This window comes from bacterium, assembly GCA_009926305.1.
In the GTDB taxonomy this organism is placed as follows: Bacteria; Bdellovibrionota_C; UBA2361; order UBA2361; family RFPC01; genus RFPC01.
The window spans coordinates 1-16,003 of record RFPC01000031.1; the positions used below are offsets into that span (position 1 = coordinate 1).

14 protein-coding genes are annotated in these 16,003 nt (G+C 46.6%); 4 read left to right on the forward strand and 10 right to left on the reverse strand.

What is annotated here, in order from left to right:
- From EBR25_06670 to EBR25_06685, 4 genes are all read right to left on the reverse strand, one after another.
- Window positions 1–1,245, reverse strand: a 1,245-nt coding sequence (locus tag EBR25_06670) for a D-alanine--D-alanine ligase (GenBank protein NBW40673.1), incomplete at its 3' end; no start/stop codon positions are given.
- Window positions 1,220–2,851 carry a UDP-N-acetylmuramoyl-tripeptide--D-alanyl-D-alanine ligase gene (locus tag EBR25_06675; GenBank protein NBW40674.1) on the reverse strand — a complete coding sequence of 544 codons (1,632 nt, stop codon included), beginning with the start codon at window positions 2,849–2,851 and terminating at the stop codon, window positions 1,220–1,222. The genes EBR25_06670 and EBR25_06675, both read right to left, overlap by 26 nt.
- Before the next feature lie 56 nt (window positions 2,852–2,907).
- A complete protein-coding gene (locus EBR25_06680; GenBank protein NBW40675.1) occupies window positions 2,908–3,663 on the reverse strand; it encodes an alpha/beta hydrolase in 756 nt (251 codons plus the stop codon).
- 48 nt (window positions 3,664–3,711) lie between these two features.
- Window positions 3,712–5,103, reverse strand: coding sequence for a class II fumarate hydratase (locus EBR25_06685; GenBank protein ID NBW40676.1), 1,392 nt, complete (start codon window positions 5,101–5,103; stop codon window positions 3,712–3,714).
- A 264-nt stretch (window positions 5,104–5,367) separates the two neighbouring features.
- Here EBR25_06685 and EBR25_06690 point away from each other — a divergent pair, with 264 nt between their 5' ends.
- The 3 genes from EBR25_06690 (at window position 5,368) to EBR25_06700 (ending at window position 8,600) form a co-directional block, all read left to right on the forward strand.
- Window positions 5,368–6,930 carry an HDOD domain-containing protein gene (locus EBR25_06690; protein ID NBW40677.1) on the forward strand — a complete coding sequence of 521 codons (1,563 nt, stop codon included), beginning with the start codon at window positions 5,368–5,370 and terminating at the stop codon, window positions 6,928–6,930.
- Window positions 6,931–7,161: 231 nt separating this feature from the next.
- The gene (locus tag EBR25_06695) at window positions 7,162–7,743 is read left to right on the forward strand and encodes an OmpH family outer membrane protein (GenBank protein ID NBW40678.1); all 582 of its coding nucleotides are present in this window, start codon (window positions 7,162–7,164) and stop codon (window positions 7,741–7,743) included.
- A gap of 35 nt (window positions 7,744–7,778) precedes the next feature.
- Entirely contained in the window at window positions 7,779–8,600 is an 822-nt protein-coding gene (locus tag EBR25_06700; GenBank protein NBW40679.1) for an SseB family protein, read from the forward strand.
- Window positions 8,601–8,607: 7 nt separating this feature from the next.
- On the opposite strand, the gene rpiA is transcribed toward EBR25_06700, so the two are convergent.
- Window positions 8,608–9,390, reverse strand: coding sequence for a ribose 5-phosphate isomerase A (gene rpiA, locus EBR25_06705; protein NBW40680.1), 783 nt, complete (start codon window positions 9,388–9,390; stop codon window positions 8,608–8,610).
- On the opposite strand from rpiA, the gene folK reads away from it, so the two are divergent.
- Window positions 9,351–10,007: a 2-amino-4-hydroxy-6-hydroxymethyldihydropteridine diphosphokinase gene (gene folK, locus EBR25_06710; protein ID NBW40681.1), complete on the forward strand. Its 657-nt coding sequence runs from the start codon at window positions 9,351–9,353 to the stop codon at window positions 10,005–10,007. The genes rpiA and folK overlap by 40 nt on opposite strands.
- Window positions 10,008–10,022: 15 nt before the next feature.
- On the opposite strand, the gene EBR25_06715 is transcribed toward folK, so the two are convergent.
- From EBR25_06715 to EBR25_06735, 5 genes are all read right to left on the reverse strand, one after another.
- Window positions 10,023–10,817, reverse strand: a complete 795-nt coding sequence (locus tag EBR25_06715; GenBank protein NBW40682.1) for an SDR family oxidoreductase — start codon at window positions 10,815–10,817, stop codon at window positions 10,023–10,025.
- Window positions 10,810–11,862 (reverse strand): glycosyltransferase family 2 protein, encoded by a 1,053-nt coding sequence (locus EBR25_06720; GenBank protein NBW40683.1) that lies wholly within the window; start codon window positions 11,860–11,862, stop codon window positions 10,810–10,812. Before EBR25_06720 ends, EBR25_06715 begins: the two co-directional genes overlap by 8 nt.
- Before the next feature lie 45 nt (window positions 11,863–11,907).
- On the reverse strand, window positions 11,908–13,737 hold the full coding sequence (locus EBR25_06725; GenBank protein ID NBW40684.1) for a phosphoenolpyruvate carboxykinase (GTP): 1,830 nt from the start codon (window positions 13,735–13,737) through the stop codon (window positions 11,908–11,910).
- Between the two features lie 143 nt (window positions 13,738–13,880).
- A complete protein-coding gene (gene folP / locus EBR25_06730) occupies window positions 13,881–14,741 on the reverse strand; it encodes a dihydropteroate synthase (protein NBW40685.1) in 861 nt (286 codons plus the stop codon).
- Window positions 14,668–15,984 (reverse strand): hypothetical protein, encoded by a 1,317-nt coding sequence (locus tag EBR25_06735; protein NBW40686.1) that lies wholly within the window; start codon window positions 15,982–15,984, stop codon window positions 14,668–14,670. The genes folP and EBR25_06735 overlap by 74 nt, the downstream gene beginning before the upstream one ends.
- Between the last annotated feature and the right edge of the window lie 19 nt (window positions 15,985–16,003).

Below are 16,003 nucleotides of genomic sequence, written 5' to 3' on the forward strand. Positions count from 1 at the left end.
CCCGGCCCCCTTCGCGCCTCCTGATGATCCACTGCCATGTAGCGCAAACAAGTTGCTTGAATATGAATAAACCGTCGCCTGACGTTCACGAAAGCGAATAAGAGCAAGCTCTATCAACTCTGTTAAAAGCTGCGTGAACGAAACGCCACTTTCTTCCCATAGATAAAAAGCAAGCGAGCCTGGAATAGCATTTAACTCGTTCACATAAATCTCGTCTGTTACTCGATCCGCGATGAAGTCAACGCGACTTACCCCGGCGCACCCAAGCCCCCGAAAGGTCTTAATCGCCAACTCCTGAACCTGTTGTGTGACATCTGGTGGGATATCGGCTGGTATCACTCGATCCATACTTGCCATTGATGTCTCTGACTGCGGCGACTTCGCTCCACATTTACCAGATGAGGAGCGCTCATATTTATCAGCAAAACTAAGAAGCTCACCCGATGAAAGAGGTCGCTCAATTACGCTCGCTCGCTGCTGTGACTCATTGCCCAAAACCGAGCAATTTAATTCGTACATCTCTGGCAAAAATACTTCTACCAGTACCTTTGGACAGTACATGGCGACTCGATGTGCAGCATCTAATAACTCCTTTCCTTCACGTACGACTTCTATGCCTATACTCGACCCCAAGAGGGCTGGTTTTAATATACATGGAAAACTACAGGCAGATTCGATGCGAGCGACAACATCTTCCGGAGATTCTTCGAGTTCAAAGCGGGTAAATGAACAAGCCGGCAATACGGGAAGACCGAGCCCCTTCAAGACCTCTTTCATGACGACTTTATCCATGGAGACAGCAGAGCCGGTAACATCACACCCAGTAAACGGCACATCCATAATCTGGAATAATCCCTGGACCGAGCCATCCTCACCATAACTCCCGTGAAAAACAGGGAGATATACATCAACCTCTACTGGAGGGGTTGTTTTCTGAAACCATCCGCTCTGCGGCACTGAATAGAGCTTCCAGTCCCCACGAACAGGCCTCGGCATCACTTCTGACAGCGATTGAAGGAGCTTCTCCATATCTCGGTAGTTTGCCACATCACCGAGCTGCTCTCCGACATACCATCTCCCCTCTTTCGACAAATAGACCGCTATCGGCTCATAGCGCTCACGGTCTATGGCATGAAAGGCCTGAACGCCAGAAATAACAGAGACTTCATGCTCAACTGATACTCCACCGAATAATACCGCCACTCTTTTTTTCATCTGCTCACCCATACAGGTCTGGTAAATCATTTTCGAACAACACGACATCCCCTGGCTTATTGTACCGAGTAAGATGTTCCGCTGCATCTCTTAAGGTCCTTACTTGTTCTATATCCTCAGAAAGAAATCCCTCGCTAAGCAGTCCCTCTTTTAGTGGAAATACTCGCTCATCTTCACCGACGAGTACAACATGACTGACACGAGGGGCGGCATAACCTCCAATATTCCGATTCTCCTCTTGCTCTTGCTCTCCAAGCTCAACCATTCCAGGTGTAACAAGTACACGCCGTCGATCTTTGAATAAGGCGAGAGTATCTAATGCTTCCCGAAATCCTTCAGGATTCGAATTAAAAGCATCATCAATCACAAGAACCCCATTACTCTTTTTTAAAAGTTGGAGTCGATGTTCCACTGGTGGAAGAGCCTGAACCGCCGCTTGAATAACAGAAGCAGACATCCCCGCCTCAACTGCAACTGCAATAGCCGCCATCAAATTGGATATATTATGAAATCCTAAAAGCTGAGTTCGCACCTCAAACGGCACTTCTATCTTCTCACCCGAAACACGAAAAGAGCTTCCATCTTGTGTGACAGATACTTCTTGAGCACATATATCCGCAACGAGAGGCTCATCTTTCACTCGCTGGACCCCAAATGTTACAATCCGAGATTTTACAAATTGCCTCATCTCGGTCGTATTTGAGTCATTCGCATTCAGAAAACAGACCCCGGATGGTGGTATGCCTTCAAGTAACTCTCCCTTCGTAGCCCGAATAGCAGCTTCACTTCCAAACGTTTCAAGGTGCGCTTTCCCGACACACGTCAATACGCCCCAGGTAGGCTGTGCTACACGAACGCATTGAGCGATATCACCACGCTCGCGCGCCCCCATTTCTGCAATAAAAAATTCATGAATGGTCTTCAGCTGTTCACGAATTTCCCGTGCTAAGCCAAGCTCTGTATTTACACTACCAGGAGTCATGTAACTCAAATATCGGCGAGATAAAATGCCTTGAATAAAATGCTTCGTTGAAGTTTTTCCATAACTTCCCGTTATGCCAATAACCTGCAATCCATCAAGACTGCGTCGCTTCCGTGCTGCGTCCTCAAGATAAAACTTCTTCACCTGAAGCTCGAAAGGAATGACCAAACCATTCCCAACGAGAACAAGAAGAGGGGTCCATACTATCCAATTCATGAATAGAGCAACCGCAGCACGAAGCTCAAATTCGAGAAAGAACCAGATAGCGGGGATAAATAAAACGATCAGACAAACAGCAGCTAGTCTTTGAGCACGTGCAGTAAAGACAAATGGCTTTTTTTCAGATCTCGTAGCAGCCCATGAGCGCAGCGCAAGAAAAAAAACGAGGGGGATCAGAAAAAGAGCCACCATGCGTGAAACTTCGACACCAACATTCGCTATCACTAATCCAATAACGAGCGCTAAACCGACCTGCAGGTGGCGATAATCCCTGAGGAAAAGAGATGTATCTTTAGAGAAGAGACGCCGCCAATATCGAATGTTCCTATAACTCGACTGCTGCAACCGCTGAAGTGCAATTCGAAGAGTCGCAAGCGCCCAGATTGCAATACCGACGGCAACCGACAGGAAAAGAGCCAAATCCCAGATCTTCATACTCACTATCTACTCTTCTCCAAACACTTTAAGCACCTACAGCTCTCTCTCAAAGATTATCCTAAAAAATGAGCTGATACTCTATCAAATTGATCTGGTCGGTCTAAAAATGCGTAATGACCCGCCTTCTCCCACACCACCAAACCGGTATCGGGAATCTCTCTTTCGATAATCTTCGCAATTCGTAGGGGCGCATCCGTATCCTCAGCACCCCAAACCAGCAACGTTGGCTGTTTAATCTGAGACAAAATCGGCGTAAGATCTTCATGAAGAAGCGCTATAAGAGTATTTCGCATATTCCCTGCGTCACGGTAGTCAGCACTCCCGAACTGGGCGCGTAACCACTGAAGCACATTCTCCCTTCGCTCACTGTTCCAGAACAACAATGGCAAAGCTCTTTTGCACGCCTTAAATGCCATAACCCGTATCTTTTTTCTGATCGAGAGAGGTAATCGTATTCCGGCACTCCCCACCAGTAAGAGCTTCCGTATTCGATTGGGCTGCACCACAGCTGACTTTAAAGCGACTCGTCCACCATGCGAGTGACCGACAAGCATATCAACATGGCTTACCTTGAGCTGATCGAGCACTTCAAATAAAAAACTTACGAAGTCATCAACCTGCCACACTCGATCAGGAGTATCAGATTCTCCAAATCCCGGGAAATCAACGGTCAGAATGCGGTTCGCCCCATGTTGATGGAGCGCTGTCGCAGCTCGCTCAAACAACGTGCGACTTGCCCCCCATCCATGGAGCAGAACGACAGTTTTTGCACCTGGTTGAGCGGACCACTCACTGTATCCAACTTGCATACCAAAAATCTTGAGCGTACCGTCCGTCTTCACTCGACCGTAAATCCTTTACATCCCAGGCTTCGTCATTGCCATGAGATTGAGCGCCTTCTCTAATTCTTCCTCAGAAAGCGCATTCATTTCCCTGGCCATTTGCCGCACCCCCTTGTCTTCCTTGAGGGCTCGCTTTGCTATCTCCGCTGCGCGATCGTATCCGATGATAGGAGCCAGCGAAGTACAAATTGCGAGACTTTTCTCGGCGTTAGATTCACACTTTTCAACATTTGCTCTAATTCCATTAATACAGCGTAGCACGAAGTTCTCACTGCAGGTGGAGATGAGTTCAGAGGATTGAAGCACATTAAATCCTATGACGGGAAGCATTACATTCAACTCAAAATTTCCATGCTGGCCAGAAATAGCGATAGTTGCATCGTTTCCAATAACCTGTGCCGCAACCATCATCACAGACTCACAGATAACTGGATTTACCTTTGCTGGCATAATACTCGATCCAGGTTGAATCTCAGGAAGAAAGATTTCGCCAATACCCAGCCGTGGACCAGATGCCAGCCAGCGGATATCATTTGCTATCTTCATCAGCGAACCCGCTACCGTTCTCAACGCGCCGCTGTAGAATACGATCGCGTCTCTCGCTCCCTGTGCCTCAAAATGATTACCAGCCTCATGCAACTCAACATTCAACACTGATTCGATATGGGAAATAGCCTTTTTGGCAAACTCAGGATGGGTATTCAGACCTGTTCCAACGGCCGTTCCTCCAAGAGCCAACTCCCTGACGCGTTCTAGCCCCTGGCGAACCCGCTCTTCTCCAATTGCAATTTGCGCTGCATAACCCGCGAACTCCTGACCAAGCGTAACGGGAGTCGCATCTTGTAGATGGGTTCGACCTGACTTAATTACATTTGCGAACTCGTTCGCTTTCGTCTCGAGCGCCTTTCTCAGCATCTCAAGCGCAGGCAAGAGATTCCTCTCTGCTGAAATGACGGTCGAAATGTGAATCGCAGAAGGAATAACATCATTCGATGACTGTGACATATTTACATGATCGTTCGGATGAACAAGAGATTTATCACCGAGTTTTCCACCTAAGATCTGAGCTGCACGATTTGCAATCACTTCATTCGTATTCATATTCGTTGAAGTACCGGAGCCAGTCTGAAAAATATCGACTACAAAATGTTCATCATGAGAGCCGGATTGTACCTCTTGAGCCGCAGCAGCAATCGCATCCACAAGATCTTTCGATAAGAGTCCGCACTCTTGATTAGAGCGGGCCGCTCCGTATTTGATTGCACCAAGCGCTTCTATGAAAACTCTCGGAAACCGCAAATCGCTGACCGGAAAATTCAAGACAGCTCTCTGCGTAGAGGCACCATAGAGCGCACTTTGAGGAACCTCCATATCACCCATCGAGTCTTTTTCTATTCGAGTTTTCATTCCGTATTCCCCTATCTGATTACCTGCCTTGGTCAAAATCACCAGCCTGACTGATTTCATGATACTCGTTTAGTGTTATCGTTCTGCCAGTTTTTATCAATACCTCTAGCTATTTAACCCGTCTTGAATGTCCAGATTCTATTAAAGTTGATGGTCAATACTGTCGACCATAACGGTAGGGCGTAAGCTCGCAATCTGAGCGAGAGGGAGATTTTCTTTCTTTCCTCAAATGACTACTCAAAGAGACGAGGACAACAAACGGGTATGACGAAGACGGCTACAGCCTCAAATAAAAACGGCAAAGATGATAAATGGCTGGTCCCCAAGCTATTACCTGCTGATCAAGAGGCTCTTTCACAAAGCTTACGACTCGCGAGAAGTAGTCAGGAAAACACCTCCGCACTGGCTCCAGTTCTGAGTCAAGATCCAGTGCTCGTCATTGAGATCTTAAAAGAAGCGAATAACTCTGCATTTGCTGGCGAAACCAAGACGGTATCGACCCTTCGACCTTCTATTATTCGACTCGGCGCCGAGCGAGTTGCTGAGATTCTTACAGATATATCAAAACGAGAAGAAATTACTGATCCTGGTGTACATCTCATATTCAACCGGCATCGCTCGCGATGTAAGCGTATCGGAGGCGTTGCACAAATTGTTTCTGAAATTCTCGCGAAACATCTTAGCGAGGAATGTGAACTTGTTGGTCTCCTTTGTTCAATAGGAGATATGCTTGCCGTCTATCATCTTGGCAAGCAGTACCTTGAACTCGCTGAAGACAGTCCACGGGCAACCGTAAACTACCGCCTCGTAAAAAATCATAGCTTTGATGTGTATAAGCGGGGTATTGCATACCTACGAAGAAGTGGGGTGCCTGAGAGTGTTACAAGCATTATCGACGAGGACATACCGCTTCCGCAGGTCGAACAGAAGACTATGCGACTCATTTATCGAGCAGCACTTGAACTCATTGACGCCTACGACAATGAAAAGTGGGAGAAACTCTCCCCCGACAAAGAACTCCCCACAACCAGTATCTTTCGTCTATTAAAAATAAATGAACGACAACATCGGGCAATCTATGAGCAAGCGACCCAGTATCTCCATCATATCACTGCTCTTGATTCAGGACGGGAGCAACTCCTGAAACAACAAGGGAGCGATGAAAACGATTATTCACCTAATGAAGACTGGTTTGATCTCGATGATGATGATGATGACGAAGAAGACTGGAGCTGGTTTGATAATGAACCCGAGCCGGAAACAAATAACGAGACATCCGAAGCTACTGATAATGCTCTGGAAGATCTTGATGCAGACCTTGATTTCTTACTCACTGACTGTGAAGACGATTCGGCTGAGCGCTCAGTTCAGACTCTCCCTCGAGAGAATAGTTCTGAAATTGAGACCTCTTTTGTTACTATGCATCATGATGCCTTGGTCGATTCGCTTGATACACTCGTAAATGGACCATTTTCAACAGCTGCCCTGATTGCGTTTTCAGAGGATCGAAAAGAGGCTACTATCCTCGCTCAACGTGGCAGCTCACACTCTGAAACAACAATCATGATTGCTGACACAGACTCTCCTTTTCTTCGTGCGCTCTCACAAACTCAGGTCTTTTCGACGCGGAGAGACGCGAAATCTCCATTCGGCAGCCCTTCTTATGCGATATCACCAGTCCAAATTGAGAAAGAGGCCTCAGTTGCGATCTATGCCGACTGCGGGCAACACCCAGCAATCACCCTGGAGGGACGACGTCTCTTTCGTGATACCATAGCTCAACTCAATAAAGAGATTCAAAGCAGCTTGGAAACTCCTCAAGGCTGACACCTACCTGCCGTCTCACTCCTCCTTTCCCAACTACTCGAAGCCTGTTATGAGTAGAACAGAGGACTTCATACAGATTTACTTGCATATTTTAAAAGAAATGCGCTTATAATCTTGTGAGAATTTGTGAATAAATTCATTCATAGTGCAGTCATATATACTGAATTAACAAAACATGCGTGAGTCTATGAGTAGAATGGCTTGCGAAACAACAAAGCATGCGGAGGTATCGTGAAGAGAACTGAAATAAAAAAAGAGGGGAACGAGGGAACGTTCAAGAGCGTTTCTCAGGTGAACAGAAGGTCAGTTTTTCTCAGCTTCTTTTTATTCATGTTTCTCTGCAGCATCTCTATTCTCACCACATCCGCATTTGCAGAATATAAATTAGCCACGGTAGACATTAATAAAGTCTTAAATGAGACCAAGGAGTCAAAGGAAGCCCGCCAATCACTGACGGAAGAATCAACCCGTGCTCGAGCCACGATTGAGAAGAAGCGCCAAGCGCTGCAAGACAAAGAAGCTGCACTAAAAGCACGTGGAGTTTCTCCAGACTCGAAAGAGGCGGAAGAGTTTAGACAAGAAGCAAAAGACTTTGGTCGTCTGGTAAAAGATACAGAAGAAGAGCTCAAGCGTAAGTTCCTCCGTTCAAATACTGAGATCACTCAAAAGACACTTCAAGTCATAGAGGCTTATGCAAAGTCCAATAAGATCGATCTTATTCTCGAAAAGGGACAAGAGGGGAAAGGCGCCGTCCTGTTTGGAGCACCAAGTGTTGATATCACAAAAGAAGTAATTGAAAAGCTGAAAGGGTAAAGCACTGACCGTATTGTGCTAAGCGGAGAAATCTTTTGAGGAATGCCTTTGAGGAAGCAATCTACAACGCTGTAGAAGCACCATCAGCAGATCATATTCGTCAGTTCTACCAACTATTTCTCAAAACAGAGATGGTTGTACCCTGTCGCATGCAGATCAAGCCAATTAAAAACTTATCGCCTTTCCCTTCGCCGTTCTCGAATCTCCTTACAATCGTAGCGGACGAACAAGAGACCATTCCAGTCTTTACCTCAGAGGAGGAACTCCTCTCGTGGGCGAAGGAACCAATGGAATTCAATTGCATAAGTGGGAAGGTGCTGTGTGAACGCGCTCCTGAATCTGCATGGATTAGCATTAATCCCTCCGGAGATTGGGGAAAGGAACTGTCGGCTTGGGAGATTTCATTACTCAAACAGGGAGAAGAGTCCTTTGATGAACTTGTAGCCGAGCAACTTCAAGAAAGCGATCCGCACGTAATCTTCAAGCCGCTGCTCGAGGAACAAAAAGAGCGTATTAGTGCTATCCTAGAGCCCATCTTGGAGGAAAATCCAACTATTATTTCCTGCTATGGTGGCACTCAAGTCTCTGAATCTTCGCATGAGTCATACCTCATCGGTGTACTTGTATCAGCAGATCTCCCGAGCGACACTATTCGGACTCAGGTTCATGATGGCCTGCAAAATGGATTAATAGGGGATCTTCCATTTACGCTTGCAGTTGGAACTCATTTTGATGCATCTCCAGAGCTTGCACTCTTAAAATTTAGCGATCCAATCGTGAAAAACACGCAACAAGTAGAATCCTTGAACGCTCTAAAGAAGGTAGTGCAACGAGTTGGAAAGTGGTTCTCGAAGTAAGCCCTCTTTATTGTGCGGTCAAAATCTCTACTCCAGCATCTCTAGCCACTAATACTTCAGTCGCATAACTACTGAAGATACCATTTTCAACTACACCTGGAACCGCATTAATCCGCATCTCACAATCTTGTGAGATAGAGTCAAAGCGCGCATCAAGAATGAGATTTCCCTCTTGGGTAAATAATGGGACCTGGCGCTCAAGTGCAACTGCGAGCCGCAGACAAACCTCCTGCGCTCCCAGACTTCGCAGCTCTTGTTCAACCGAAAAGCGTGCCTCAGGGATAACTTCAACTGGAACACTCATCTTGGAACCGAGCTGAGTAACAAGCTTACTCTCATCGACCACAATGAAGAGCGACGCGCATCGAGCAGCGATTAGCTTCTCATGAAGCATCGCTGCACCCCTCCCTTTAAGAAGACGAAGTTCTGAATCCACCTCATCCGCTCCATCAAACCCCCAATCAAGCATAGCACTTGTTGCTGGAGAAGTGACGGGCAGGCCGAGATCATGAAGGCACCATGCACTCTGATAAGACGTTGGAACAAATTGAACATCACTCACTCCATCTTGCGAGATGCGATGCTTCATTTTCTTCAAGACCGCCTCTACCGTTGTCCCAGTCCCAACCCCAATGATTTGACCTTCATGTAGTCGATCTGCAAGTTCTTCTGCTAGATGTTCTCTTGAATCCACGCTCCCTCCTCTTCGCCTCATACAAGAGAGAAAAGAATAGCCCATAAAGATTATCCATGGAAGAAATACATATCTTTCATGAAAAAAGAGGTACATCTGAAGTAGGGTCTGGTATCATTCACCTCTGTCTAGTGACGACTGAGAGATTCATAATGCCAGCATCAATTCAGATTCATTCCGCATTCGTTGCCCTTGGAAGCAATAAGGGGAATCGCTTTGCTCATCTTGAAAATGCGCTCAGCTCAATTGCAACCCAGTGCGGCGACATCTTAAGGCGCTCAAGTGTTTTTGAAAGTACTCCACTTCCTGTTCCGGGCCTAACACAGAAAACGTTTCTGAATATGGTGATACAACTTACAACAACGATGTCACCAAGAACCCTTCTAGAGAGATTTCACGACATTGAAGCAACACTTGGCAGAGATCGAAAAAATGAAATCATGTGGGGGCCACGGACGATAGATATTGATCTTATCACGTATGATCAAATGTGCTCTGCTGAAAATCCTATCTTACCGCATCCTCGATTCAAAGATCGCGACTTCGTCCTGATACCCCTTCAAGAGATCGCACCAGAGTTTATCGATCCAGAGACGAACGAATCTCTTCACACTCTGCTTGATCGACTACCAGAAGAAAGCTGGACAATCTTGCAGCGCGTCGACTCTCACGAGCCGCTACGACAACAGAATCTACAAACACTTGCCGGATAGATCGTCTCAAGAAACTCACTTTGGTCGAATCAGCCGCTCAAGAAGAGGGATGCTGATTTGCGGTGGGCAAAGCCTTGAGCTCAAGCCAAGAATCTTTCCCGCAAAACCTGGAAAAATAAGGACTTTCTTTCTCTCGATACCTCGAATTGTATCCCGTATGACCGATTGAATAGAATCACCAATAGTGCCGCCAAATTCACCTGGAAACTGAGCGACTTGTCCAAACTCAGTTTTTACAGGACCAGGACACACTGCAAGAACATGAATATTCTCAGATTTTAATTCATGATGTTGACTTAACGCCAGTGAGCAGATTGCTGACTTTGTTGCGGCATACGTCGCCATATACGGCAAGGGTTGAAAGGCTGCTACCGAGGCCACATGAACAATAATTCCAAAGTTTCTCTGTTTCATCTGAGGCAGCACAGCTTTCGTAAGACGAAGAGGCGCAATGACATTTACTCGAATCATTGCTGATGCAACTTCAGTAGCAGCATCTGAAAAACGCCCATAGCTTCCGAAACCAGCATTATTAATAAGACCATCGACTCTTTCTTCGCGAAGAAACTCCTCAAGCTCTCTCAGTCCACCACTTGAGCTTGACTCGTCAGAGAGATCTGCTGGAAATATTTCCGCAGAATGCGCCCTGACGGCATTTAATTTCTGCGAGAGTTTGTGAAGACGATTTTTTCTCCGCGCCACAAGAATAACGGATGCCCCGCGGGCATGAAGGGCTTGCGCATAGGCTTCTCCAAAGCCAGAAGATGCGCCAGTAACGACATATCTTTTCCCTTCAAATGGATCAGACATATGACTGGGGCCTTTCCAGACATGCAGACTTCAAATAGCGCCTCCTTGCCCATGCTCTTTTCCACAGGACACATACTTGCTTTAAAGCAGCCAGTGAACTCCGCTCGCGAAGAAACACCCCGAAAAGAACTAAAAGATTTCTGAAGAGAAATCCCGGTAATATGCTTTCAGGATTCTTAAGAGGAGACCAATGAAGCACCTGAAGAAGGAATCGATTGCGAACGGAATGCCTGTTCACATCCGCAGTCAGCGCCTTACGTCGCTCAGGAGTCACCCTACGCACATGATATCCAAGTGCCTCGACATTGAGGTATCCGCGAACACCCAGCGACTGGGCGCGCAACGCCAGCTCAGCATCCTCTCGATAGGCGAAGAAGGCCTCATCGAACAGCCCTACTCGCTCGTCTGCTCCTGTCTTTAATTCCGGAAAAACCTCGTAGAGCTGCTCTTGATATTCATTGACAGGTAGCACCAAAGCTTCAATCGCCGCCCGTGGAAAGAGCAGGCAGGCTCCACTTCCCCCAACGATGAATCCCGAACACAACTCAACCTCCTGAAGCTTTCGCTCGGCATATCGATCAAAGTGTCGGAGCGTTGGGGAAAAGACGATTCCAGCAGAATCAATTATTTCGGGTTCTAACGGAGCCAGCGTCTCGCTCGCTCGTAGTAGCAACGGGGAGGCATATACCGGCACTTTTGATTCCAAGTTCTTTAACGAATCAAGTAATAATCCAAGACAATCTTCTTTTAGAGCGAGATCTGGATTCAAGACAAGCAAATAGTCAAAGTCTGCGGGCAAAAAACGAAATACTGCCTGATTATGTGCTGCAGAAAAACCAAGATTTATATCGTTGCGAAAGAGTGTAGCGTTGCCCTCACAACAGACCTGCTCGATAGAAGACGAATCGAATTGCTGAGAAGGTCCATTTTCTGTCACTTGAACAGCAACGGCGAAATCTCCAATCTGATTCCGAAGAGATTCTAATACGGCAGCAAGATAGGGATATGATTCATGAACGACAATATGGACCAGAACCTTCGTCATTCAAGAATCCTTATTATTAGCGATTCGCCCTAAATTCATCCCTTCCTATTCAACTACTCCCCAAGCGCGAACTCTACTTCGCAACATTTCATGCTCTTCAGCGATAGCCTTCGGAAGTTTTGCTCCTATAGTTGCCAAGAACTCCTTCTGAGAATCTACTTCCTTCTCCCATTCATCACGGGAAAACGAAAACAGCTCCTCCAAGTCTGCATCTGAAATATCAAGATCCGTCGTATTCATCTCACTTGGCTTTGGTTGGATGCCGAGGGGGGTCTCAGTCCCTGAAGCCAGACCATCAACTCTCTTTAAAATCCATTCAAGAACTCTGATATTCTCTCCGAATCCAGGCCAGAGAAACGAGCCATCAGCTGCTTTTCGAAACCAGTTCACATGAAAAATCTTTGGGAGCTTTGAACCTCCTCTCTCGCCGATATCCAGCCAGTGTTGAAAATAGTCGCCAGCGTGATATCCGATAAAAGGGCGCATCGCCATGGGATCATGCTTCAGCGCACCAACCTGACCTACGGCTGCCGCTGTTGCTTCTGATGCCATAGTAATGCCAACGAACGTACCGTGCTGCCAGCTCTTTGCCTCAAATACGAGTGGTAGGGTCGTTGCCCTCCTTCCACCGAAAATGATGGCATCAATAGGAACGCCGGCTGGGCTTTTAAATTCCTCAGATATACTTGGACACTGGGCGGCAGGGGCAGTAAAACGAGAATTCGGATGAGCTGCTTTTGAGCCAACTTCTGGACTCCATTCATTCCCAAGCCAATCTCGTACATGCTGTGGTGGCTGCTCAGTTAACCCTTCCCACCATGGCGTCATTCGATCGAGATCAAGTGCCGTGTTCGTAAAGATAGAGTTCGATTGTAGAGTCTTTATCGCATTCGGATTCGTTTGTTCTGATGTACCTGGTGCTACTCCAAAAAACCCATTCTCGGGATTAATGGCATACAGGCGTCCGTCATCGCCAAAGTTCAACCAAGCGATATCATCACCCACTGTCTCAATCTTCCAGCCAGCATCAACATACCCCTTAGGAGGAATCAACATTGCAAAATTTGTCTTTCCACAGGCCGATGGAAATGCAGCACAGACATAATGTTTCTTGCCAGACGGGTTCGTCACGCCAAGAATAAGCATGTGTTCAGCTAGCCACCCTTCCTTCTTTGCTTGCGCCGAAGCAATACGAAGAGCAAAGCACTTCTTGCCCTGCAGAGCATTCCCGCCATAGTTTGTATTTACGCTGATAATCTCGCAGGTATCGGGAAAGTGCGCGATGTACCGTTCTTCCGGATCCAGGTCCGCTACTGCATGAACACCCCTGACGAAATCGGTATCCCCTTCTTTTAAGTGCTGAAGAGCTACGTCACCAATCCGGGCCATGATCCGCATATTTGCAATAACGTAGAGCGAATCAGTAATTTCGAACCCGACTTTTGAATACGGCGATCCCTCAGGCCCCATGAGGTAAGGAACCACGTACATGGTTTTGCCCGACATCGAATTCTTCAATAAGCCATTGAGCTTCTCGCGCATCGCCCCAGGTTCCATCCAATTATTGGTAGGCCCACACTGATCTTCTTGTTCAGAACATATAAACGTACGACCCTCCACTCGGGCTACATCATTCGGATTAGAGCGCGACCAGAAACAGTTTGGATACTCTTCTTCGTTAAGCGGGATAAAGGTGCCATCTTCAACGAGCTCAGCGTTAATGCGACTTGACTCTTTTTCATCACCTGTGATCCAGACAACATTCTCTGGATTGACCAATAGACGAATAGACTCAACCCACTCATGAACAGCACTGTGCCTTTGCCCATTCGCAGCAACCTCTGAGCTAGCGAGAGTTGAAGCTGATTCTTGCATACCGAACTCCTTTTTCGTTCTTGCACCACAACAAGAGAAACTAACCATATACTACGCAGATAGGGAGAGAAGGCAACGAAATGAGCCCGTTTCATTACCAGAAGCACGCAGATTAGACGGGAAAAGCGAAGAAAGTCCTGATATTACTCCTGAAGCATTCTCCTTTGAGACGCTATATTATGAACTCGCAACCATAACGGCACCCTTGAATTCAATGCCTGAGCGATAATTTTTCCAACATGTGCGGTTAAGATATCCCGTTCTGTCACCTCCTGCTCTAATGGCAACTTTAAAAATCCTTTTCGCGAGGCTCCAATGTAGAGAGGTCTTTGAAATTCACAAAGGCTATCGATTTCTCGAATAATCCGCCAAGAGTCTTCCGCACTATCACTAATAAACTTTCCCATCCCTGGGTCGAGAATTATCTGCTGTTCGGCAACTCCTGCCGCGATTGCCTGCTCAATCTTCTCGGAAAAAAAGCGCTTCACCGACTCAATGATGCACGGATAACTTGCCTCGCGGAACGAGTGATCACGCTCACAACGCGAAAACATCATGACATACTGAACATGACTTCCAGCAATAACGCTAAACATCTCCGGATCTTGGCCCGCCAGAACATCATTAATCATCATTGCTCCATGTTCGATAGCAAATTGAGCCACAGAAGCATGATGAGTATCGACAGAAAAGGATACGCCGTCAGGTAAGGCATGAAGAAGTGGCGTAATCCGCCGCAGTTCTTCCTCCTCTCCGACACAGACAGAGCCCGGACGAGTGGAATCTCCCCCAATATCAATAATATCTGCACCCTCCGCCATCAGCTGATGAATTCGCTCAAGCGCACGCCCAAGATTCTCGCATTCTCCGCCGTCAGAAAAGCTATCAGGAGTCATATTGATGATTCCAACAAGATGTAACGGCTTCATCTTATTGCCTGCCTTGAGCAATAAGATGCTCAACAAAGTCACGAAGTGAACGCAAACTTTCGAATCGGCGACCATTGATCCAAACCGCAGGAGTTCCGGGCAAATTCAGTCTATTTGCAATCTCGATATCTCTCTGGATAGCAATCATCTGACGGTTTGAAGACAAGCAATCAATCATCAGTTCTCGATCAAGCTCCAACTCTGCAATAATTGAACGTAAAGCGCCCCCCTTATCCGCCTGAGGATCTCGGCTGTCAAACTCTTCAAGGGTGAGAATATACTCATGAGCCTCAAAGAACTGATCTTGTTCGCCTGCACAACGAGCAATCTCAGCAGCATCACAAGCATACTGATGTCCTGTAGTGGTAAGCTTACTATTGCAAGAACTATCTAATGGATAGTTTCGATATTCGACTGAAATATGCTCACCAAACTCAGCTATTAAATCCTTAAGGTCAAAATAAAACATGCGGCATGCCGGACACTCATAATCAAAGAACTCTACAATTCGAATTTCTGCATCATGAGGACCCTTTCGAAAATCTCGTTGATAAAGATTTTCGCTCTCAAAAGGAATATGCTCTTCCGATTTACTCTTCCATTCATTAAAGAGCACTTGCATATCGGCAGAAGGTCGGTATATTCCGCCAAGAATCAGCTTGAAAAGTACGTCCGAGCAAAGGAGGAGCATTGCACAAAGGAGAACACCAAAAACCTTTGCTCCGCCTTGTAATCGAGACTCAGAGGCAAGGATTATTCGCGGCAGTCCACCCAAATATTGCGTAAAGCTCAAAACTGCACTTCCCCCCCCTTTTATCCGAGTCAGGAGTCGTGACTCTCCATCCATTCTCCAGATAGTAATCCAAAGAAATAGACTAACGAGATACAGAGCCATACAGACCGGACATAAACTATCAAGGGCGAGAAGAGAGACTGCAAATAGAGCGATACTTATCGCAAGTGAAGCCGTCGCGAAAATAAAAAAGCCAGACAGTGCACCATCTGGGGTCTCCCCTTCTGGCGGAGTAAAAAAAAGAAAGAATAGGAGAGAGAGTCCGTAAAAAAGTGCGCCAAAACTACCCAGTGAGATGCCAAAAACAGATGAATACCGACTGAGAATTGCCGATTCACAGTTTAAAGTTTCAGTGAAATTACATATCGCATCTCCACTCATTGGAAAGTGGATGAGGCGCACATATTCAAAGCTGCTATACAGTGAAAGAAGAAGCCCTCCAGAAAGGAGAACAATAACAAAGAGCCATGACCGTGGAAATTTCTCTCGCAGATAATCTCGCATCGGTTCCTCCGATTGATTCATCACACCCTAGCGTCTGTTC